Source organism: Kribbella sp. CA-294648 (assembly GCF_050943845.1).
Taxonomy (GTDB): Bacteria; Actinomycetota; Actinomycetes; order Propionibacteriales; family Kribbellaceae; genus Kribbella.
In genome coordinates, this window is the sequence record NZ_CP191981.1 from 855,280 (window position 1) to 874,412 (window position 19,133).

The window sequence follows — 19,133 nt, forward strand, 5'->3', positions numbered from 1 at the left end:
GGCTCTTTCTCTGCGTTCTCTGCGATCCGGGAGAGCGATCGTTCTCCGTTGCCTCGATGGTGGCGCGGCGCGGAGGCGTTCTCCACGACTTGTTGTCTCCCTGCTGAGAGGCAGCGCCTACCATCGGCAGATGGAACTGCGGCAGCTCCGGTACTTCGTCGCGGTCGCGGAGGAACTCAACTTCGGCCGCGCGGCCGCCAGCCTGCACATCGCCGGCCCGTCGCTGTCGCAGCAGATCAAGGCGCTCGAACGCGACCTCGGCATCCGCCTGTTCGATCGCGACCGTCGGTCGGTCACCCTGACCGCCTCCGGTGAAGCGCTGCTGGCGCCGGCCCGCGACCTCCTCCAACAGGCCGACGAGCTCCGCCGCTCGGCCGCCGGTCTCTCGAAAGCCGAACCGGTCCGCCTCGGCTACGTCAGCTGGCATCCACCCGACCTGATCACGCGCGTCTCGGGCATCGCGCAACTCCGGATCGACGCTTGGGTGATGCCGTCACACACGCAGGCCGCCCGCGTCGCCGATGGGAGCATCGACCTGGCCATCGCCTGGAGCTCAGCCAACTCGCTCGCCGAACTCGACCTGGAGGCCCGCTTCATCGGCGCGGACCGCCTGTACGCCGTGTCGTCCGGCTCGTCCGGCTCGTCCGGCTCCTCGGGCGACTCGCCGGTGCGGGCGAAGGACGTCGTCGTACTGGTCGATGCCGACCTCGCGACCTGGTCGTCGTGGAACGCCTACGCGGAGGAGTTCGCGCAGGCGACCGGGGCGCGACTCGAGTACATCGACGACGGCGGCCTGACCGGCCCAGCCTTCTACGAACACGTACGCCGCCTCCGCCGCCCGGTCCTCAACAACCCGAAACGCACCACGACCCCGCTCCCACCAGACGTCACCGAACGCCCGGTGACCGACCCAGCGCCGTACTGGACCTGGTCCCTCATCTCCCGCCGCTCCGACCCCCGCACAGCAGTCCACGCAACCATCGAAGCCCTAACCCACGACGTCCCACCCCTCTGCGCCAACCTCACAACCTGCTGGCTCCCCGCCGACGACCCCTATCGATAGGACAGCTCATTGCCAGCTCGCGTGGCCGGGCGGATGATCTGGAATGGGGAGGGCGGCTATGGAAACCTTTGCGTTGGTGGCGACGGTCGTGGCAATCGGCGCGATGGGAATCGGATCATTTCTCGTGCACGACGGCTACAAACACCACGTCTTCGCGGGACACGTCGCGGAGGGCGTCGGATTGGTGGCCTTGGGCGCCAATTACTACGTTCGTTCGCAGGTCATGCAGCAGCAGGCCTACGACTGCACCTTCCGCAACGCCTGTGATGCCATGCCCGACAACCTCCTCGAATTCTTCGCCACGGCATTCGCCTCTTCCCACGGCGCCTCCTCCCTCCGCGGCTTCATCCTCGAGGCGCTTCTCCTGGCCACGGCATACCTGGCCGGCTGGGGCATCGCGCTCCTCACCAAGCGCCACCCCGCCCCCGCCACCCGTTGAGAGTTCCGCTGTCCGTTGACCGCCTTGTGTTCGGTCGGCTAGCGTCTGGGGTGCGTGGTTGGGGCTGCGTCGAGACTCGCCGGAAGGCTGGAAGCCACCTCTGTTCGTTTTCACTGGTCAGGGCACCTGTGCCTCCTTGCGGCCCGTGCGAGTCTGGGTGCGAAAGGACGCGCAGTGAGATTCCTGCCTGACAAACCGAGCCTTGGGTTTCTTCGCCAAGAGGCCAAAGACCTGCTCGCCGCACTCCGCGAATCCAGCCCTTCGGCATCTCTTGCCGATGCGCAGCGGGCGCTCGCAACGGAGTACGGGATGCGGGACTGGGCCGAGCTGAAGACCGAGGTGGAGCGCCGCGCGGGCGCAGTACCGGTCGCTCCTGATGGGCTCGCCGAAGCGCTGGCTGAAGCCTTCGGTCTTGGTGTCGTGACGGCTCCGGCCTCGCCAGTTTCGTTCACGCCCATGGGCCGTTGCTGGTCGATCACCACCGACCGCGGTCGTTGGCTGGCCGTCACCGTCTACGCCTGGATCACCAACGAGCAGGCCGAACTCGGCGCCCGGCTCCGGGATGCGGCGGCCGCCGCCGGTGTCGTCGCACCGACTCCTGTACGCAGTCCGCGGGGGCACCTGATCGAAACCGTGCACGACCAAAGCTGGCGAGTCCACGAATGGATCGAGGTCGGCCCGGCGCCGGTCCTCCCCACCCCATCGGTCGTCGCTCGAGGCATCGGCACGGCGTACGGACTGCTGCATTCGCTCGCCCTGCCGAGCGAGACGCCGATCAGCTGGTACCTGACCACGCGAAAGTCCAGCGGGGACTGGGAAAAGCTGCTCCATCGAGCCCGGGTGGCAGGCAAGCCATGGGGTTCGCAGCTCGCCGCAGCGCTTCCCGTGTGGGCCGATCTCCGCCGGATCGAGCTCGAGGTCGACCCCGCCGATCTCATTCTCTGCAACAGCAATGTCATCCCCGAACATGTCCGCATCGGCCACAACAACGAACTCGTCATCACCGAATGGGACTTCACCGGCTCACTCACTCCCGCGCAGGAGGTCGGCTACGCCCTCACCCATTGGGCGTTGCGACCTAGCCTCAACCCGCAGGCCGTGACGGCCTTCCGCGCCGGCTATACCGAGTCCGCTGGTCGTTGGCCCGAGCTCGACCTCTCGTCCTTCGCGGTAGCGATCAGCGGCTGGCTCAACTGGATGTACAACACGATCTGCGAAGCGATCGACCCCGCTGATGCAGACCAGTCGGACACCGCCGAACGCGGCACCCTCGATATCCTCAACCGGCCGATGACCCGCGCATCGCTGCAGGAACTTCTGGTAGCGGTGGAGAGCTAGGGCTGGATCAGTACTTCGACGGTGCCGTCGAGGTCTGCGATGCGCTGAGCGGCGTCACCCTGCAACCGTCCTACTACGACAATGCCGTCGTAGTAGGACTGGTTGCCGTAGTACAGGACCAGGTCGTTGCCGGGGGCGTAGTAGCCGATGTCGCCGACGGCGGGGTCCGCGCCGGGTGGCTGGCCGTCGAGGGACAAGGGGGCCGGCAGCGGTCCTGTCTTCTCCACCGAATTGTGGTCGGTCATCCGGATGGTGAGTGGTAGCTGGGCGATCAGGTCGCGCGCGGCGGCGCTGTCGTCGAGAGTCGCCTGAAAGCGCTGGGTGCCGATGGTGAGCTGGATCCTCATCGTGGTCTCCTGGGCGGTGCTCGCCGTCGGTGTCGGCTCGGGCATGTTGCGCGTTGAGGTCGGGCCAGTTGTTGCTGTCGGCCCCATAGTCGTTGCCTCCGGCTCCGCGGTTGTTGCCTCTGGCCCGCAAGCGGTCAGGGTCAACGCGAGACACGCCACCAGTTTCCAGATCATGGTGTGAGGAGGACCTTGACGGCGGTGCGTTCGTTCATCGCCTGGTAGCCCTCGGCGGCGCGCTCCAACGGGAGGGTGAGGTCGAAAACCTTGCCCGGGTCAATCTTTCGATCCCAGATAAGTTGGACGAGCTCAGGCAGATACTGCCGAACCGGAGCCGGACCGCCGTGGATGTGGACCCCGGCCATGAACAGCTCATCACCCGGGATCGCCACGTCATGCGAAACGCCGACGAACCCGACGTGCCCGCCCGGCCTGGTGGAGCGGATGGCCTGCATCATGGCTTCCTGCGTACCGACCGCCTCGATGACCGAGTGGGCTCCGAGCCCTTCGGTGAGCTCCTTGACCCGCGCCACCCCGTCGTCGCCACGCTCCTCGACGATGTCGGTGGCACCGAACTCCTTGGCCAGAGCCTGGCGATCGGCGTGCCGACTGAACGCGATGATCCGCTCGGCGCCGAGTTGCTTGGCGGCCAGGATCCCCAGCAGCCCGACAGCGCCGTCACCAACCACCGCCACCGTCTTGCCCGGACCAGCCTCGGCCGCGACGGCGGCGAACCACCCGGTACCCAGTACATCCGAGGCAGCCATCAACGACGGGATCAGGTCGGGTTCGGGCATTCCCGGAGTGGCGACGAGAGTGCCATCGGCCAAGGGGATCCGGGCGCGCTCCGACTGGGTACCGATAGTCCCCATCAGGACGCGATGCACGCAGTACGCCTGGTAGCCGGCCTGGCAGATCTCGCAGGTGTTGTCCGATGCCCAGAACGAGCCGACGACGAAGTCACCGACTTTCACGGTCCGAACATCCGCGCCGACCTCCTCGACCACGCCGACGTACTCATGACCCATCACCTGATGGTCGACCGGCTCGGCGCCGCGGTACGGCCACAGGTCGCTCCCGCAGATGCACGTCGCCGACAGCCGGATGATCGCGTCGGTCGCGGCGAGAATCCTCGGCTCCTCGCGGTCCTCGACTCGTACGTCCCCCGGACCGTGCATCACTACCTGGCGCATCCCGCGCTCCTCCTGGTGTCGTCGAAAGGGCTCACCAACCCAGTGAACTCGGCACGATGCCGCGCAAGAAGTCCCTCTCGAAAGGTGTACCAACAGGGCACCTTTCACCGGTTCGCCGCGGACTACTGTCGTAGCCGGGCGCAACTACCCCGACAACCACACCCGAGGACCCCATGCAGATCACCCGCAGCTCCATCGACACCGTCAAGGGCCGGGCCGACTGGTTCACCGGCGACGTCTACATCTTCGTCACCGAAGGCATCGGCCTCTGCCAACGCCGCGGCGGCCCCATCGAGGTCATCCGCCCCGGCGACCGAGTCCTCTTCGAACCCAACGAAGAACACTGGCACGGCGCCACCCCCACCCGCCTGATGACCCACCTAGCCCTCAACGAATCCGACCCCACCCACCCCCTCGTCCATTGGCTCGCCCCAGTAACCGACGAGGAGTACAACACACCCCCGACCACCACTTAGAGCTCGGCTATCGTCTCGGCATGGTGGGTAGTGCGGAGACTCGGTTGGTGGTGCTTCGGGGGAATTCTGCTTCGGGGAAGTCGACGGTGGCGCAGTTGTTGCGGGGGCGGTTGGGGCGGGGGGTGGCGTGGGTGGAGCAGGACTATCTGCGGCGCACGGTACTGCGGGAGCATGATCGGCCGGGGCTGCCGAATGTCGGGTTGATCGAGGTGACCGTGCGGTACGCGCTCGATGCCGGCTATCACGTGATCGTCGAGGGAATCTTCGGGGCGGAGCGGTACGGCGAGATGCTGCGGCGGCTCGTGGCCGATCACGAGGGGCCGACCAAGTTGTACTACTTCGACGTATCGCTGGCGGAGACGCAGCGTCGCCATCGCTCCAAGCCGTCGATGTCCGTGGGACCGGAGAAGTTGCGTGAGTGGTACCGGCCTCGCGATCTCCTTGATTTCGTTGACGAATTGATCATCACGGAAAGCGAAACCAAGGAGCAGATCGTGACCCGCCTGATGACTGAGATCGACTTCTGCGATCCGCCCGTCAGGGCGAGGTTTGAGTCGGCTGTCCATCTCGACTGATCGCGCGCGCCGCAGTACCGCCTGGTAAGGGTTTTCAGTGGTTGCGGTGAGCGTCTCGGGGTACCAGGGGGCGGACGGCCCGGAAGACCGTGGCGTCGGGCTTCCGGGGTGGAGTGAACTGTTCCCGACCCCTGCAGGAAGGCGATGAACCGCAATGACGATGAGCGCGTTCGATCCGTGGAGCTACCGGCCGGAGGCCGGCTACACCGAAGGCAGTGACCTGGTGGGCTACAAGATCGCCGCGACCGACGGTGACATCGGCAAGGTCGACGAGGCGACCTACGAGCCTGGTGCGGCGGGGCTCGTGGTCGACACCGGTCCGTGGATTCTCGGCCGGAAGGTGCTGTTGCCGGCCGGCGTGATCGACCGGATCGACCATGAGGACCAGAAGGTCTACGTCGACCGGACCAAGGACCAGATCAAGGACTCCCCGGACTACGACCCCGACAGCGGCCTCAACGACGAGTACCGCACCCGGCTCGGCGGCTACTACGGCGACACCTACCGCGGCGGCGGCATCGTGTAAGCAGCCGCCGATCGCCAGATCCGTCAGCGTTGGCGGGCGGGGCGGACGACGAGTTCGTCGCCGTCGACGCCCGCCGTTGCTCGATGGCACAAGCAACCGCGCGGGCGATGGCCGCCGCCGGTGGGTGCCGCAAGGTCGTCGGCTAGTAGACCTAGTACCGCTCCTGGGTGAGCTTCTTGGCCTTCTTGAAGGACACAGCCTTACCTGTGTTGACCTTCGCCTCGATCTTGTCGAGTTTCTTGTCGTTCTTCGCTTCCTTCTTGGCCTTCTTGTCCGAGCTGCCCTTGCCCCAACCCATGGTGCTCTCCTTCTGTCATACCGGTCTGGTCCACCGTAGGACGACAGGACTTCACGGCGGGTTCCACCCAGATCCAGCCGATTTCCCCCGACTCAGGGCGACCCCTGGAGAGCGGTGAGTACGGCGAGGACGCGGCGGTGGTCGTCCTGGGCGCCGTGCAGACCGAGTTTGCTGAAGATGTTCGCGATGTGGCTCTCGACCGTCTTGAGGCTGACCGTCAACCGGTCCGCGATCGCGGAGTTGGAGCGGCCTTCCGCCATCAAAGCCAGTACGTCGCGCTCCCGCTCCGTCAAGGCTGCAAGGGGATCGCTGGCCGAGTCCGCCCGCATCAGGTGGCGCACGATCTCGGGGTCCAGGGCCGTTCCGCCGGCCGAGATCGTCCGCAGGGCTCCCATCAGCGTCTCGACATCGACGACCCTGTCCTTGAGGAGATAGCCGAACCGCTCCGCATGGCGCTTCAGCAGTTGGGAGGCGAAGTGCGTCTCAACCGCCTGGGACAACAGGAGTACTCCGAGCGAGGGCATCTGCTCCCGGAGCTCGATCGCCGCCACTGCACCCTCATGCGTGTACGTCGGCGGCATCCGGATGTCGATGATCGCGATATCCGGCTGGTGCCGGTGCACGGCCGCGATCAAGTCAGGGCCATCGGCAACGGTCTCGCAGACCTCGACACCGGACTCGGCCAGCAACCGGGCGAGACCTTCCCGGAGCAGGGCCGAGTCGTCCGCGATCACTACCCGCATGGGAGCACCGCCTCGACCCTGGTACCGCCGCCAGGCCGGTCACCGGCGGAGAGCGCCCCGCCGAGCGCGGCAACCCGATCCGCAAGTCCCTGCAGCCCACGACCCTGCGGATCGACTCCACCCACGCCTCGATCCAGTACGGCGACGTGCAACTCCACTGGCCCGGTCGCCACGGCCGGTCCGGTCGCCGCCGCCGACCCGGCATCCAGCCGGGCCGGACCGCCGGCCGACACCCGGATCTCCACCTCGTCGACACCGGCGTGTTTGACGGCGTTCGCGACCGCCTCGGCGATGACGAACCAGGCCGCGCTCTCGACCGGTGCCGGGAACCGCTGGTCGGCAACCTCGAGCTTCATCCGGATCGGGATCCGGCCGGCCAGCTCATCAGTGGCGGCCCGCAGGCCACCTCCCGCCAGCGCGGCCGGCTGCAGCCCGCTGGCCAGGTCGCGAAGTTCCTGGACGGTCAGGGCCAGATCCGTGATGGCCCGGTCGACCTCGGCTCGCAGTACTGTCTCGCCGCCGTTGACCCGGGCCGAGCGGAGCTGGAGGGCGATCGCGAGGATCCGCTGCTGAGCTCCGTCGTGGAGGTCGCGCTCCATCCGGCGGCGTTCCTCCAGGTGCGCACCGGCAAGCCGGGCCCGGGACTCGGTGATCTGCTCCACCTGCTTGGCGAGCTCGGCCCGCAGACCGAGGTTGTCGATCTCCGTGGCCGCCTCCTGGACGACCGCCTCCACGACGGCCCGGTCACAGCGCGCCGGGTCGAACTCGACGCGCGCACTCGCCCGCCCGTGGCGCAGTACGTCGACCGCGTTCGCGCCGGGTACGGCGGGGCGCCCGTCCGAGGTCACCCAGCCGCCGTCGGCCGGGAACAACGCACGAACCTGCGGATCGCCGGTCGCCTCGACCAGGAGAGCACCGAGATCGGTTGACCGTTCGAGCCCGGCCCTGACCAGCTGCACGGCGTCGAAGCGACGGCGGTTGAAGTGCCGGTCGACCACCCGGCGGGCCCACGTGTACGCCGGCCGCGCGACTCCTGCAGCAGCCAGCGTGGCCAGGATCGTCAGCAACTGCCCGTCGGCCCGCACGGGAAGGCTCTTGGTGATGACCACGACCACCAGCCCGAACACGGCGATGACAGTGCCGGTCGAGATCGCGTACGCCGCCGAGTCGGTGACGATCCGCTCCACGTCGTACAGGCGGTACTTCGCGACGGACATGGCCGCCCCCAGCGCGAGGGTGATGACGCAGACGCTCAACGCCCACCCGGCGACGTGCTCGAACCCGGCGTACGACAGGGCGAATGCCGCGACCACGGCCGGCGCAAGTGGTGTTGCCCCGGCGACCAGCCACAGCAGTTGCCGGCGAGCCTCGCCTCTGGCCCGGCGGAAGGCCGCGACGAGGACGTACACACTTGCGAGCAGACAAAGGCCGAGCACGGTGATCGCGACGGCGGCCACCACACTGATCGGTCCTGCGATCGCCGCGACAGCCCAGGGACTGACCAAGTTCTCGTACGGCTGGTCGAGGTGTGTGGAGCGCAGCAGGGCGGCAACTTGGAAGACCATGCCTGAGGCAACTGTCAGGACTGGAAGAGTTCGCGACTTCGGCCGGACAGCTGGGGTGAATTGGAGGCCCAGGGCAAGGAAAAGGAACCACCAGACGAAGCTGCTGTCGCTGAAGGTGGCCATCAGCTGGCCATTTGCCGCCTGGCCCGATCCCAGCGCGTAGTCGGTGGCGAACTCGGCGTACCCGCTCCAGGTCAGTGCTGTGCCGAGTCCCAGGAAGGCCCAGCCGGCCGGTTGGGCGAAAACTCGCCAGGTGAGCAGCACCCCCACCGCCCAGCAGACCAGCATGGCGACGAGGTACACGGCGTCCGCGGGCCCAACCGCAAGCCCACCGTCGAGCCGGTTGCCGATCGCAACCTGCCAGGCGAAGAGCGCGGGCGCGAGCGGCCAGGTGACCGCCCTCGTCAGTACCCGCGCTGTAGCGCCCATCTCGTCATAGTGGCAGCAAAACCGCGCGGAGTACTCAGGGACAGCCCTGATCCGAAGTCTGGGGCCCACTCGGTCGTTCGCGGGTCGGCAGAGAACGACGGTGGACTCACCTCGAACTCAGGAGCCCGTCATGGCAACCACAGCAACTACCCGAACGACCCGGACCTCATCGGCGAAGGTCGCAGCGGCGGCGTCGGTCCTCTTCGCCGTCGCCTTCTTCTGGACCGTCGCCAGTGTCGACGTACCGCACAAGGCCGGCGACGCGGAACTGCTCACCTGGTGGCAGCAGAGCGACAGCCAGCTGGCCGGCATCGTTTCGCAGTACTGCGCAGTCGCCGCCGCGGTGCTCTTCGTCGTCGTCATGAACTACTTCGCGACGCTCACGGCCGGGACGCGGGCGACGCAGTGGACCGCGTTTGCCCGCTCGATGGGCCTGATCTTCAGCACAACCCTGCTTGTGTCGGCGGCCTTGCGCGGAGTGATCGGCCGGATGGTCAAGGTCGACGGCCAACCTCTGCCCGGCATCGAAGTACTGCGCTACTCCACAGCCCTCAACTACGACCTGATCGGCAGCATCACGATGATGGCGCTGGGGCTGACCATCCTCGCGGTCTCAGTCGTGGTTCTCCGGACGGCGGTCCTGGCGAAGTGGTTCGGGTACGTCGGTCTGGTGTGCGCAGCACCCATCCTGATCTCCAGCGCAGCGATGATCGGCCACTTCACCATCATCCTCGCGTTGCTCTGGACCCTCTGCCTCGCCGCAGCCGTCTGGCGCCATCACTCCACAACCTGACCGGCCCGCGGAAGCGGGAGGAACCCTTCCTCCCGCTTCCGGTCTTCAGCGTTGGCGGGTGGGGCGGATGACGAGTTCGTTGACGTCGACGTCGGCCGGTTGCTCGATGGCATAGGCGACGGCGTTGGCGATGGCGGCCGGTGGGATGGAGGCGGCCCGGTACTGCGCCATCGCCTGCTGCGCATCGGCATCGGTGATCGTGTCGGCGAGCTCGGACTCGACCACACCGGGCGAGACGGTGGTGACCCGGATCGACGGGTCGACCTCGAGTCGCAGTCCCTCGGTGATGGCCCAGGCGGCGTACTTCGTTGCGCAGTACACCGCTGCCGCCGGGCTGACCTGGTGAGCGCCGATGGACGCGATGGTGACGAAGTGGCCGCTGCCTTGTCGCTGGAAGACCGGCAGCGCCTCGGCGATCCCGTGGAGCAGGCCGCGCACGTTCACGTCGAGCATCTGGTTCCACTCGTCCACCAGGAGGCGATCGAGTCGCGACAGCGGCATCACGCCCGCGTTGTTGACGATGACGTCGATTCGGCCGTGGTCGTCCAGCGCTCCGGTGACGAAGCGCTTGACGGCGGCCTGGTCGGTGACGTCGAGTACGCGGGTGTCGATGCTTCCGCCCGCTGCGTGGACTCGCTTCGCCAGCGCCTCGAGGCGGTCAACCCGTCGCGCTCCCGCCACGACCTGGTGCCCGGCGGCGGCCAGGTGCTCCGAGATGGCTTCACCGATACCGCTGCTGGCGCCGGTCACAAGCACGACCTTCTTGTTCATGGTCTTCCCTTCGCATCAGGTTTGTTGCTCTCCACACTTGTGCTCGGCGTGGCTGCGCGGCAGGACGCGGTGTTCCTGGGAGTGCTGCCCCCAGGCACGGCCTCTTCGGCAGACCTACTCTTGGAGCCATGAGTACGACGCAGCTCGGTGACTATCTGCGCAGCCGGCGCGCCCTGGTCACGCCTTCAGAGGTGGGGATGGTTTCGACCGGTTTGCGCCGCGTCGCCGGGCTACGCCGCGAAGAAGTCGCCCTGCTCGCTGGGATGAGCGTCGACTACTACGTACGGCTGGAGCAGGGCCGGGAGCGCAACCCGTCGGCACAGGTTCTCGACGCGCTGTCCGTCGCGCTGCGACTCGACGACGACGGCCGACTGCACCTGTTCAGGCTTGCCGGTCTGGCGCCGCGACCACGATCGGCCGCCGTCACGGAGAAGGTCGACCCGAACTTGCTGCAGCTGATGGAAGCCTGGCCGAACAATCCGTCCCTGGTCTACAACCGCGCGTACGACGTACTGGCAAGCAACAAGATCGCCGACCTGTTGTTCGACGGATTCGAGTTCTCCCGCAACCTGATGCTGCTGGTCTTCCTGGACCCGAAGTCCCGGCAGTTCTACGCCGACTGGCGCGAAGTTGCGGCGAACTCGGTAGCGGGCTTCAGACTCGGTCATGGCGCCGCACCTGATGATCCGCGTGTGCGCGCGGTACTGGCCGAGCTGCTCGACCGCAGCGAGGAGTTCCGCGAGCTGTGGAGTCGGCACGATGCTCGCGGAAAGTCGTTGGAAACAAAGCGATTCCAGCATCCCCAGGTCGGCGAACTGACCCTCCGCATGCAGGCCTTCGACGTACGATCGGCTCCCGGCCAGGAACTGGTCGTCTACCACGCCGAACCGTCCACCCGCAGCGCCGAAGCCCTTACCCTCCTCAGCACGCTCGTCAACTGGTGAGGGTCCTTGGATCGGCTATTCTGCGATCTCCTCAAGTAGGTGCACGGCTTGCCCCTCGATCGTCCCGATCCCCTCGAGGAGTACACAGTGTTCGGCAGATTCAGGCGCAGACGCGCTGGTACGCCGCAGTCGGCCGACGGCAGCGCAGCGGCGGGCCACGGAACACTGCGGCGCATCGAGTTGAACCCCGCCGACCCGGAGTACGCCGCGCTGTGTCTCACCCCAGCGTTCCCGGAGGAGCCCGAGCCACGCACGATCGAGGACGGCTACGCCTTGAACCGCATCGTGGAGATCGCCGGCACCAGCGGCACGGAGTCGCCGGCGATGGCTCGGCTGGTCGAGGAACTGCTCGCTGATCCGCGGTACGTCGACCTGGATGTGCTGTACGCCTGGCTGGCCGGCGCATATCCAGGCACGGATCGCGAACTCGAGGTGATCGAAGACGGCCTGCGCAGGTGTTCGCGCAAGCACTCCCTGTTGGATCTCGCCGGTGCCGCCATGCTCGAGCGCGGCCACGGCGCAGACGCGCTCTACTACTGGTCCCAGTCCGTGATGAACGCCGAGTCGGTCGGCGAAGGTCCGGGCGCTTCTGCCTACGACTATCTGGTCGTTGTCGCCGAGGTCATCGGCCAGCACACGGCAGCGAGAGCGTTCCGAGCCCGGGCGGACCAGGACGGCCCATTACAGACCGTCCTGGATGACGTACACACCATGCTGGTTGAGGCAACCTTCGACAAGTTCACCGCACCCATGACAACAGTTGTCCAAACCCTGGCCGATCAGATTCGGGCTTAGCCTTGGCCTGGGCGGTAGGTGCGTTCGATGTGGCCCTTGAGGTCTTCGGGGTAGAAGTAGACCGGGCGGAGATTGCCGCTCGCGTAGCGCTTGGCCTGGTCGTTGAAGTGGGGTGAGGTGGAGTCGCCGCTGACGCCACCGGCCGTGACCGCCCAGGCGCGAAGCTTGTGCCCGAACTCGACGACGGCGACGAAGCTGTTGCCGCTCGTACCGTAGTACCGCTTGGTCCCGGGATAGCGACGGGCGCCGAAGGACGCGAGCGAGCCCCACTGCGCGGACGTGAACGGGACCGGGATGCTCGGCTTGGAGTCGTCGAACGTCTGGACGATCGCGCCGTCGTTGCGCTGGAAGCGGTTGATCTCGCCCCAGGGCACCTGCCAGCTGCCGAAGTCCCGCGTCAGCCGGTCGGCCGCCTGCCGGAGCGCGGTGATCCGTTGCGCGTCGGTTGCTCGCTGGGCGAGGTAGTCCCACATCGACATCCCCGCATCCCTCGCCGCTTGGGCCAACGGCGCCCAGAGTGCCTCGCCCCAGAAGACGGCCAGTGAGGTCGCGGTCGAGTCCGCACTCCAGCGGAAGTCCCAGCGGCGCAGCACACGGATCGGACCGGCGAGGGGCGCCTTGTCGGGATCGCTTTGTGGCAGTTTGTCCCACGCCGCGACGAGTTGCGGTACGAGTCGCGCGAACGCGGTCAGATAGCGGTCGAATGCTGCGTCGATGAGGGTTCGTGGGGTGAAGTCGTCGCGCGCGGTCAGCACCCGGATCGCTTGCGGGCCGCGTGGGTTTTCGCCGGCCTGGTCGAAGTACCGGGGATAGTCGGCCGCCTTGGGGCTGTCCGCGCCGGCGGCGGTCCAGGGCCAGTTGTTTGTGTTGAACGCCCAGCCATTCTTGGGATTCACCGCTTGCGGCAGACTTCGCAGGCTGTGCTCCCCGCGCCAGTCCGTCGCCGGATTGCTGCCGTCGACCGGCTTGCGATAGTCGTAACGGTCGTCGCGAACGGGCATGAACTGCGGCATCAGAAAGGCGATCTCGCCTTTTGAGTCCGCGAACAGGGTGTTGTTCGAGCTGTTGGCCTTGAATCCGGCCACCTTGATGAAGCTCGCGTAGTCCCGAGCCTTGGTGCGCAGGAAACTCTGCTGCAGCGCCTCGAGCGGCTTGTTCATCAGGGCGAACGCGATCCACTTGCCGTCCGCCTCGCGCACGATCGGTCCGTGGTGTGTGGCGAAGGTGGTGAAGCTCCTTCGGGCCTGCTCGCCGTGGGCCGCTTTGTAGGAGAGCGTGATCGTCTTGGTTGTGACGGGACGCAGCTCATCGCCGTACCGGTAGAAGCGCCGGCCGCCGGCCCCGGTCACGATCGTCTCGGCGAACTCGTCGACGTTGTCCACCCCACTCGACGTGTGCATCCAGCCCGCGTTCGCGTTGAACCCTTGGTAGATGAAGAACTGCCCCCACGTCGCGGCGCCGTAGACGTCGAGGCCTTCGTCGCTCGTCACATGCTGCTCGGCCCGGAAGAAGAAGCTGGTATGCGGATTGATCAACAACAACGCCTTGCCGTCCCGGGTATGACTCGGCGCGATCGCAAACCCGTTGGACCCCTTCGGCTCCTTGAACAACAGGCCGCGCTCGTCATCGGTCATCGGTACGTCGCGCATCCCGTAGAACGCCTCGAGCTGACTGAGCGGCACCCGCTCGATATCCCCACCGATGCTGCCTTCAGAAAAACTCAATGCCATCCAAGGCTCAAACCGCCGCAGTACCCGAGGCCGCACCTCGGGATGAGTAGCGAGGTAGTAATTCAGCCCATCCGCCCACGCCTGCATCAGGTGGCGGAGCCACCGCGGGCTCTTCGCATGAATGCGTTTGAGTAGCTCATGATCCACAAACAACCGCTGCCGAAGATCCTGCCAAATCGCCGTCTCACCCTGCGCCTCAGCAAGCCGCCCAAGGCTGATCAGATAATTGTTCTCAACCCGATTGAAGTCATCCTCGGCTTGAGCAAACATCATCCCGAAAACGGCATCGGCATCAGTCCGACCGCGCACATGCGCAACACCCCAGTCGTCACGGGTGATCCGCACCCGCGCAGCCTGCCGCCGCCAGCGCGCATGCTCAGAACTCGGCGGAGCAGCAACAGCACCGGCCGGCAACCCGACAGCAACCCCCGCGGCCGCCCCCACCGCCCCACCCAACACGTGCCGCCGACTGAACCCAGAACTCCGCACGCGCTCCACGAGCAACTCCGCTCCATCGAGGACCCAACAGCCATCAGCACGCTAGATCCGGCAGCTGACGACGGCAACATCTGGCGTGTATCCCAAGCCGCCGGAAGGATCCTGACCGGTTAGCGGTACGGGTCCAGGCTGCCGAGCGGGACGGCCCTGCGGTACGGGCGCGGTACGGGCAGCGGCGCGTCAGATACGGCCCATATCTTCATGCCACGTCGGGCGGGTAGACCCGCGCCGTACGGGTGCAGGTTGACCCGAAGACTTCTCTGGAGGATCGAACCTCGTGCGTCTCGCTCGCTCTCTCGCCGCGACCATGCTGGTGGCCGCCGCCTTGGTTGCCCCGCAGCCCGCGCAGGCGGCCGCGTTCGAGCACCCCGGCGTCCTGGTCAGCCGCGGTCAGCTCGATTTCGTCAGCGCCAATCTCGGCAACGAACCGTGGAAGTCTGCCTGGGAAGGTCTGCAACGCAGCTCGTATGCCTCCTTGTCGTACACGGCCACGCCCCGCGCCGTGGTGGAATGCGGAATGTACGGGGATCCCGACCACGGCTGCTCGGACGAGCGCGAGGACGCCAATGCGGCCTACACCCACGCCCTGCAGTGGTACCTCACCAAGGACTCCCGCTACGCCAAGAAGGCGATCCAGATCATGGACGCCTGGTCAGCCGTGATCACCGGACACACCGGGAGCAATGCGCCGCTACAGACCGGCTTTGCCGGCGCCAACTTCTCCCGCGCCGCCGAACTCATCAAGCACACCTACACCGGCTGGACCCAGGCCGGGCGGTTCGCCGGCAAGCTGCGCACCGTGTACCTCCCGACCGTGATCGCGGGAGCGCCCAACCACCAAGGCAACTGGGAACTGATCATGACCGATGCCGCCATCGGCATCGCTGTGCACCTCGACGACCGCGCCTCGTTCGATCGGGCGATCACCACCTGGCGCGGCAGGCTGCCCGCCTACATCTACCTCGAGTCGGACGGAGCGCTGCCCAAAGCGCCACCGAACAGCAAGCACGACACCAAAGCCGAGATCATCGAGTACTGGCACGGGCAGACCACGTTCGTGAACGGCCTGACCCAGGAGACCTGCCGCGACTTCGGACACACCGGATGGGGGCTCGCCGCAATGTCACACGTCGCGGAGACGGCCCGCCATCAGGGTGTGGCCCTGTTCGGCACGGCCAAGGACCGGCTCCGCTTCGCGATGGAGTTCCACGCCCGTCTGCAACTGGGCGCGACGGCGCCATCGTGGCTGTGCGGCGGAGCGGTCGAGCGCGGCCTCGGACCGAACCTCGAAGTCGGCTACAACGCACTGCACCAGCGGTTGGGATACGACCTGCCCCATACCGAGCAGTGGGTGCAGCAGAAGCGCCCGGTCGGCGCCGCGCGCTTCCTGGCCTGGGAAACCCTCACCCACGCGAACAACCCGCGCTGAGCCGCGACGAGTAGCCCGGCCACACCGGACGCCCGCCGGTGACATTGTCAGCCGTGTCGCGCGAACCGGACGGCTCGACGGCTACTCATCCAGGCCAGCGCGGCTCTCACTCGATGCTTCCCACGCGTCGGCCTGGGCGATGCGACCCCCGCTCCGTTTCGAGTCGGGGGCCGCGCGTCGGCCGAGACCTCGGGGGGCGATCTGCGCCCACGCGACAGTTCGTTCACACTGCGCCAACGCAACAGGCCGTTCACCAGGTCGGTCGGGTCATTCATGCCTGGTAGAGCCAGATCCAGTTGCCGGTCGGATCCTTCACCGCGGAGCTCCGCGGCATGCCCTCGCCGTCGCGCGGAGGTACCACTTCGATCGCACCCGCTTTCACAGCACGAGCGTGATCGGCGTCCAGATCCTCGACAAGCAGGCCGAACGTCGTCGGCCCGGGCCGGTCGGTGTCGTCCGGATCGTCCAGCAGGTGCAGCAGGAAGAACCCATCCTCCCCATAGGTGCCGAACATGAACGACGAGTAGTCGCCGTCCTCGGTGCGTCTGGTGACGTCGTAGCGGAAGCCGAACGCCTCCTGGTAGAAGGCGACGGCGGTGGTCAGGTCGTCCACTGCAATCTTGAGTTGCACCGGACGGGCGCCGGTCTGAGCAGTAGTCATGTCGAGTCCTTCGTTAGTGAAGCGGTCAAGGTCGCCGAGCTGGGCCGTCAACAGGTCACGTCGTCGTTCGAGCCGTGACCGATGCCTGTCCAGCACAGCCCGAACGGCATCCATGTCGGTCGTGGCGAGAACGCCGCGGATCTCCTCGACCGGCAAGTCGATCCACCGCAAGGAGCGGATCAGCCGGGCGAGACGAACCTGCTCCCGGCGGTACCGGCGATATCCCGATACCGGGTCCACGTCAGCCGGGGTGAGCAGCCCAACATCGTCGTAGTGCCGCAACGCATGAATCGACAGCCCACTGAGCCTGGCAAAGTGGCCGATCGCAACCAGCTCGTCGTTTCTCACAGCACCACTGTCATCCCTCGGGTAACCCAAGAGTCAACCGCCACTCCACGCACCAACAGCCCGTACGACGAAACTCCACCAGCTCGCGTTGCCGCAAGGCGCGCTGGTCGTCTTCGACCAAAACAGCCGCGACCTCGTGCCCCGAGGCCGCGGCGGCGACTGGTACTACGCCAGCTCCCGCGCTCGGTCCAGTAGCGGCGGGCGGAGCTCCCAGTCGACTTCGAGATTCCACGAGGGCTCGAGCGACTCACCGGCCAGCCGGTGCCTGCGGGCCAGGTAGTTGCCCATGGCCTCGGTCAGGCCGGACTGGCCGAGGTAGACGAGGCGCTGGAAGCGGAGACCGCGCCGCTCCATGGCCTGGTTCAGCAAGAAGATGCCGAACCCGTGGAACACGCCGAACAGGTCGACCAGGTACTCGTTGTCGGGCCGGCCGGCCCAGAGGTGGATCAGGACGCGGACGCGGCGGCTTCAGCGATGGTGTCCGGGTCGCCGGGGTCGGGTGCCAGGGAAGGCGGAGGGTCGTCCCTGTAGCGGGGGACCATCTGGAGGTGGGCGTGGTCTAGTGCCCGGAACGACCCAACTCGGTTGGGCGGGGCGGTACCCGTGGTGGGTGCCGCCCCGGTTGTCAGTTGCTACCTGCTCAGGTGCCGGACAGCGGGTAGATCCGCTTCAGGAGCTCGTAGTCGTGGACGTTCGGGCGTAGCGAGATATAGGTACCCGAGCGCAGACAGCTGGAGTTGGCCGTGTTGTGGTGGAGTGACAGCGCGTGGCCGAGCTCGTGGCAGGTGATGGTGCGGCGCTCGTTGGCCGTCAGCGAGTAGCTGTCGTTCAGCTGGACGGTGACCGGGCCCTGGGTGCCAGGTGCCCAAGTGGTCAGGCCGTACCAGTCGGTGTCGCCGTAGCGTCCGTTGTAGACGTGGACACAGTGCCTGCCGCTCGGGCAGCCCTCGGTGAACCAGCGGTAGTAGGAGTCGATGCCGACTGCTTCGTTCCAGACGGTTACCGCGGCTCTGACCGGCCAGGCCGATGACGTGTGGTCGAGGAAGTAGACCTGTGGGTCACGGAAGAGGTCGTAGTTCCAGCGGTGGTTGCACCATTCCCTAGCGGTGCCGTAGCTGAGGCATGCGACCGCCAGGTCCTGCTGCTGGCTGGGCTGCTTGGTGGGTGGCTCTTGTCCCTTGTCGAGTACTCCGGTGACCCCGCTGCGCCGGAGCTTGTCCCGGAGTTGATCCGGTGTCACTCCCTTGGCCGGGTCGTAGATCGTCACGCTGACCGTGCCGTCCTTGGCCGTGCTGGTGACGTAGACGGTGTCGCTGTGGTCGTCGGCGGCCGCCGTGGCGGGGCGGGCCGCGCTCAGGCTTGTCGCCTGGACGCTCTGGTCGTTCACTGACTGGGCGCTGCTGCTGGTGGTCAGGCCCACGACGGCCATCCCTCCGGCGGCGAGTACAGCGGTGATGCGTGCTGCTTGCCTCATCTGGTTCCCCTCAATCGGTCCGTGACGCACGGCTTGGCGGCGAGGTTAGGAATTGCCGCAGTCGCCGTGCTGCCCGTACTGCACCCGTACCGGTGGGTGAGGGCGGATCACCGACCACGTCGTGACGATGCCGACTTGGTCTGATGGATCGATCGTCCACCGCGGCACGCCCGGACAAGGGCGTGCTGTGCCATTGAGGGATGGCTCGGGCCAGACGGTTGCTGTCGCGGCAGCGGGACGAGCGACGGAGGAGCGAGGTAGCTGGGGGTGGGGAGCGGGCGACGGAGGAGCACGCGTGGGCGTCCGCCGTACTGGGTAGGCCCCGTCGGACTCGAACCGACAACCCGCGGATTCGCCCCGGAACCGCCGACATCATGCCCGTTGGTTCCCGACATCCCTTCTGACCTGCACGAATGCGCGATCATGGATGTTGCTAGCCCTCGACAACTCCCATCGTTTCCCGTCCAAAACCGTGGGTTAAACCATGGGCAACTGGTGCAGCGTCTCTTCGGTCAGATCGTCGCTGGGTGCCCAGGATGCCCATTAGGGCAGCTCTGGCTGTGAGCGCACCAACGAGTAGCGCAGCCAGTCTTTGAGCACTGTCCGATCCTCCCAGAGGATCCACCGGGGGTACTGGCGGTCACCCGCTCCGGAGTGGTCGGCAGGCATGTTCGAGCCTCTATCGGCCGCCCCTGCGCTTG

21 protein-coding genes are annotated in these 19,133 nt (G+C 66.8%); 11 read left to right on the top strand and 10 right to left on the bottom strand.

Annotated features, from left to right (window positions below):
- The first annotated feature begins 130 nt into the window (after positions 1-130).
- The 3 genes from ACQPYM_RS04115 (at position 131) to ACQPYM_RS04125 (ending at position 2,840) form a co-directional block, all read left to right on the top strand.
- The gene (locus ACQPYM_RS04115; protein ID WP_433015002.1) at positions 131-1,063 is read left to right on the top strand and encodes a LysR family transcriptional regulator; all 933 of its coding nucleotides are present in this window, start codon (positions 131-133) and stop codon (positions 1,061-1,063) included.
- Positions 1,064-1,121: 58 nt separating this feature from the next.
- A complete protein-coding gene (locus tag ACQPYM_RS04120; protein ID WP_433015005.1) occupies positions 1,122-1,502 on the top strand; it encodes a hypothetical protein in 381 nt (126 codons plus the stop codon).
- Positions 1,503-1,676: 174 nt separating this feature from the next.
- Positions 1,677-2,840 carry a hypothetical protein gene (locus ACQPYM_RS04125; protein WP_433015008.1) on the top strand — a complete coding sequence of 388 codons (1,164 nt, stop codon included), beginning with the start codon at positions 1,677-1,679 and terminating at the stop codon, positions 2,838-2,840.
- Here the strand turns inward: ACQPYM_RS04125 and ACQPYM_RS04130 are convergent.
- Positions 2,837-3,187, bottom strand: coding sequence for a cyclophilin-like fold protein (locus ACQPYM_RS04130; RefSeq protein ID WP_433015011.1), 351 nt, complete (start codon positions 3,185-3,187; stop codon positions 2,837-2,839). The two genes, ACQPYM_RS04125 and ACQPYM_RS04130, sit on opposite strands and share 4 nt — an antisense overlap.
- Here ACQPYM_RS04130 and ACQPYM_RS04135 point away from each other — a divergent pair.
- Positions 3,171-3,368, top strand: coding sequence for a hypothetical protein (locus ACQPYM_RS04135; RefSeq protein WP_433015014.1), 198 nt, complete (start codon positions 3,171-3,173; stop codon positions 3,366-3,368). The genes ACQPYM_RS04130 and ACQPYM_RS04135 overlap by 17 nt on opposite strands.
- On the opposite strand, the gene ACQPYM_RS04140 is transcribed toward ACQPYM_RS04135, so the two are convergent.
- Positions 3,358-4,377: a zinc-dependent alcohol dehydrogenase family protein gene (locus tag ACQPYM_RS04140; RefSeq protein WP_433015017.1), complete on the bottom strand. Its 1,020-nt coding sequence runs from the start codon at positions 4,375-4,377 to the stop codon at positions 3,358-3,360. The two genes, ACQPYM_RS04135 and ACQPYM_RS04140, sit on opposite strands and share 11 nt — an antisense overlap.
- A gap of 173 nt (positions 4,378-4,550) precedes the next feature.
- Here ACQPYM_RS04140 and ACQPYM_RS04145 point away from each other — a divergent pair, with 173 nt between their 5' ends.
- The 3 genes from ACQPYM_RS04145 to ACQPYM_RS04155 all read left to right on the top strand — a co-directional run bounded on the left by ACQPYM_RS04145 (position 4,551) and on the right by ACQPYM_RS04155 (position 5,954).
- Positions 4,551-4,853: a hypothetical protein gene (locus ACQPYM_RS04145; RefSeq protein ID WP_433015020.1), complete on the top strand. Its 303-nt coding sequence runs from the start codon at positions 4,551-4,553 to the stop codon at positions 4,851-4,853.
- 20 nt (positions 4,854-4,873) lie between these two features.
- Positions 4,874-5,428 carry an AAA family ATPase gene (locus ACQPYM_RS04150; RefSeq protein ID WP_433015023.1) on the top strand — a complete coding sequence of 185 codons (555 nt, stop codon included), beginning with the start codon at positions 4,874-4,876 and terminating at the stop codon, positions 5,426-5,428.
- Positions 5,429-5,588: 160 nt separating this feature from the next.
- Complete coding sequence (locus ACQPYM_RS04155; protein ID WP_433015026.1) at positions 5,589-5,954, top strand: PRC-barrel domain-containing protein; 366 nt, start codon at positions 5,589-5,591, stop codon at positions 5,952-5,954.
- Positions 5,955-6,105: 151 nt separating this feature from the next.
- Here ACQPYM_RS04155 and ACQPYM_RS04160 read toward each other — a convergent pair whose 3' ends face one another.
- From ACQPYM_RS04160 to ACQPYM_RS04170, 3 genes are all read right to left on the bottom strand, one after another.
- Positions 6,106-6,252 (bottom strand): hypothetical protein, encoded by a 147-nt coding sequence (locus tag ACQPYM_RS04160; protein WP_433015029.1) that lies wholly within the window; start codon positions 6,250-6,252, stop codon positions 6,106-6,108.
- 92 nt (positions 6,253-6,344) lie between these two features.
- Entirely contained in the window at positions 6,345-6,995 is a 651-nt protein-coding gene (locus ACQPYM_RS04165) for a LuxR C-terminal-related transcriptional regulator (protein WP_433015032.1), read from the bottom strand.
- Positions 6,986-8,989 (bottom strand): histidine kinase, encoded by a 2,004-nt coding sequence (locus ACQPYM_RS04170; protein WP_433015035.1) that lies wholly within the window; start codon positions 8,987-8,989, stop codon positions 6,986-6,988. Before ACQPYM_RS04170 ends, ACQPYM_RS04165 begins: the two co-directional genes overlap by 10 nt.
- A 130-nt stretch (positions 8,990-9,119) precedes the next feature.
- Between ACQPYM_RS04170 and ACQPYM_RS04175 the strand changes: the two genes are divergently transcribed.
- On the top strand, positions 9,120-9,782 hold the full coding sequence (locus tag ACQPYM_RS04175) for a hypothetical protein (protein WP_433015038.1): 663 nt from the start codon (positions 9,120-9,122) through the stop codon (positions 9,780-9,782).
- A 45-nt stretch (positions 9,783-9,827) separates the two neighbouring features.
- On the opposite strand, the gene ACQPYM_RS04180 is transcribed toward ACQPYM_RS04175, so the two are convergent.
- Positions 9,828-10,553 carry an SDR family oxidoreductase gene (locus ACQPYM_RS04180; RefSeq protein ID WP_433015041.1) on the bottom strand — a complete coding sequence of 242 codons (726 nt, stop codon included), beginning with the start codon at positions 10,551-10,553 and terminating at the stop codon, positions 9,828-9,830.
- A gap of 128 nt (positions 10,554-10,681) precedes the next feature.
- On the opposite strand from ACQPYM_RS04180, the gene ACQPYM_RS04185 reads away from it, so the two are divergent.
- Positions 10,682-11,497, top strand: coding sequence for a helix-turn-helix domain-containing protein (locus ACQPYM_RS04185; RefSeq protein WP_433015044.1), 816 nt, complete (start codon positions 10,682-10,684; stop codon positions 11,495-11,497).
- Positions 11,498-11,584: 87 nt separating this feature from the next.
- Positions 11,585-12,292: a hypothetical protein gene (locus ACQPYM_RS04190; RefSeq protein WP_433015047.1), complete on the top strand. Its 708-nt coding sequence runs from the start codon at positions 11,585-11,587 to the stop codon at positions 12,290-12,292.
- Here ACQPYM_RS04190 and ACQPYM_RS04195 read toward each other — a convergent pair.
- A complete protein-coding gene (locus ACQPYM_RS04195; RefSeq protein WP_433015050.1) occupies positions 12,289-14,520 on the bottom strand; it encodes a penicillin acylase family protein in 2,232 nt (743 codons plus the stop codon). The two genes, ACQPYM_RS04190 and ACQPYM_RS04195, sit on opposite strands and share 4 nt — an antisense overlap.
- Positions 14,521-14,797: 277 nt before the next feature.
- Between ACQPYM_RS04195 and ACQPYM_RS04200 the strand changes: the two genes are divergently transcribed.
- Positions 14,798-15,949, top strand: coding sequence for an alginate lyase family protein (locus ACQPYM_RS04200; RefSeq protein WP_433015053.1), 1,152 nt, complete (start codon positions 14,798-14,800; stop codon positions 15,947-15,949).
- Positions 15,950-16,220: 271 nt separating this feature from the next.
- Here ACQPYM_RS04200 and ACQPYM_RS04205 read toward each other — a convergent pair whose 3' ends face one another.
- From ACQPYM_RS04205 to ACQPYM_RS04215, 3 genes are all read right to left on the bottom strand, one after another.
- Positions 16,221-16,958 carry a MerR family transcriptional regulator gene (locus ACQPYM_RS04205; RefSeq protein WP_433015056.1) on the bottom strand — a complete coding sequence of 246 codons (738 nt, stop codon included), beginning with the start codon at positions 16,956-16,958 and terminating at the stop codon, positions 16,221-16,223.
- A 165-nt stretch (positions 16,959-17,123) separates the two neighbouring features.
- Positions 17,124-17,351, bottom strand: a complete 228-nt coding sequence (locus ACQPYM_RS04210) for a hypothetical protein (protein ID WP_433015059.1) — start codon at positions 17,349-17,351, stop codon at positions 17,124-17,126.
- A gap of 247 nt (positions 17,352-17,598) precedes the next feature.
- Positions 17,599-18,432, bottom strand: a complete 834-nt coding sequence (locus tag ACQPYM_RS04215) for a hypothetical protein (protein WP_433015062.1) — start codon at positions 18,430-18,432, stop codon at positions 17,599-17,601.
- Between the last annotated feature and the right edge of the window lie 701 nt (positions 18,433-19,133).

What these genes read in the sequence shown, in the direction of transcription:
- ACQPYM_RS04180 (WP_433015041.1), bottom strand. Translation starts at nt 10,553, where the DNA reads ATGAACAAGAAGGTCGTGCTTGTGACCGGCGCCAGCAGCGGTATCGGT.
- ACQPYM_RS04155 (WP_433015026.1), top strand. Translation starts at nt 5,589, where the DNA reads ATGAGCGCGTTCGATCCGTGGAGCTACCGGCCGGAGGCCGGCTACACC.
- ACQPYM_RS04165 (WP_433015032.1), bottom strand. Translation starts at nt 6,995, where the DNA reads ATGCGGGTAGTGATCGCGGACGACTCGGCCCTGCTCCGGGAAGGTCTC.
- ACQPYM_RS04175 (WP_433015038.1), top strand. Translation starts at nt 9,120, where the DNA reads ATGGCAACCACAGCAACTACCCGAACGACCCGGACCTCATCGGCGAAG.
- ACQPYM_RS04150 (WP_433015023.1), top strand. Translation starts at nt 4,874, where the DNA reads ATGGTGGGTAGTGCGGAGACTCGGTTGGTGGTGCTTCGGGGGAATTCT.
- ACQPYM_RS04170 (WP_433015035.1), bottom strand. Translation starts at nt 8,989, where the DNA reads ATGGGCGCTACAGCGCGGGTACTGACGAGGGCGGTCACCTGGCCGCTC.
- ACQPYM_RS04120 (WP_433015005.1), top strand. Translation starts at nt 1,122, where the DNA reads ATGGAAACCTTTGCGTTGGTGGCGACGGTCGTGGCAATCGGCGCGATG.
- ACQPYM_RS04215 (WP_433015062.1), bottom strand. Translation starts at nt 18,432, where the DNA reads ATGAGGCAAGCAGCACGCATCACCGCTGTACTCGCCGCCGGAGGGATG.
- ACQPYM_RS04160 (WP_433015029.1), bottom strand. Translation starts at nt 6,252, where the DNA reads ATGGGTTGGGGCAAGGGCAGCTCGGACAAGAAGGCCAAGAAGGAAGCG.
- ACQPYM_RS04140 (WP_433015017.1), bottom strand. Translation starts at nt 4,377, where the DNA reads ATGCGCCAGGTAGTGATGCACGGTCCGGGGGACGTACGAGTCGAGGAC.
- ACQPYM_RS04115 (WP_433015002.1), top strand. Translation starts at nt 131, where the DNA reads ATGGAACTGCGGCAGCTCCGGTACTTCGTCGCGGTCGCGGAGGAACTC.
- ACQPYM_RS04130 (WP_433015011.1), bottom strand. Translation starts at nt 3,187, where the DNA reads ATGAGGATCCAGCTCACCATCGGCACCCAGCGCTTTCAGGCGACTCTC.
- ACQPYM_RS04185 (WP_433015044.1), top strand. Translation starts at nt 10,682, where the DNA reads ATGAGTACGACGCAGCTCGGTGACTATCTGCGCAGCCGGCGCGCCCTG.
- ACQPYM_RS04145 (WP_433015020.1), top strand. Translation starts at nt 4,551, where the DNA reads ATGCAGATCACCCGCAGCTCCATCGACACCGTCAAGGGCCGGGCCGAC.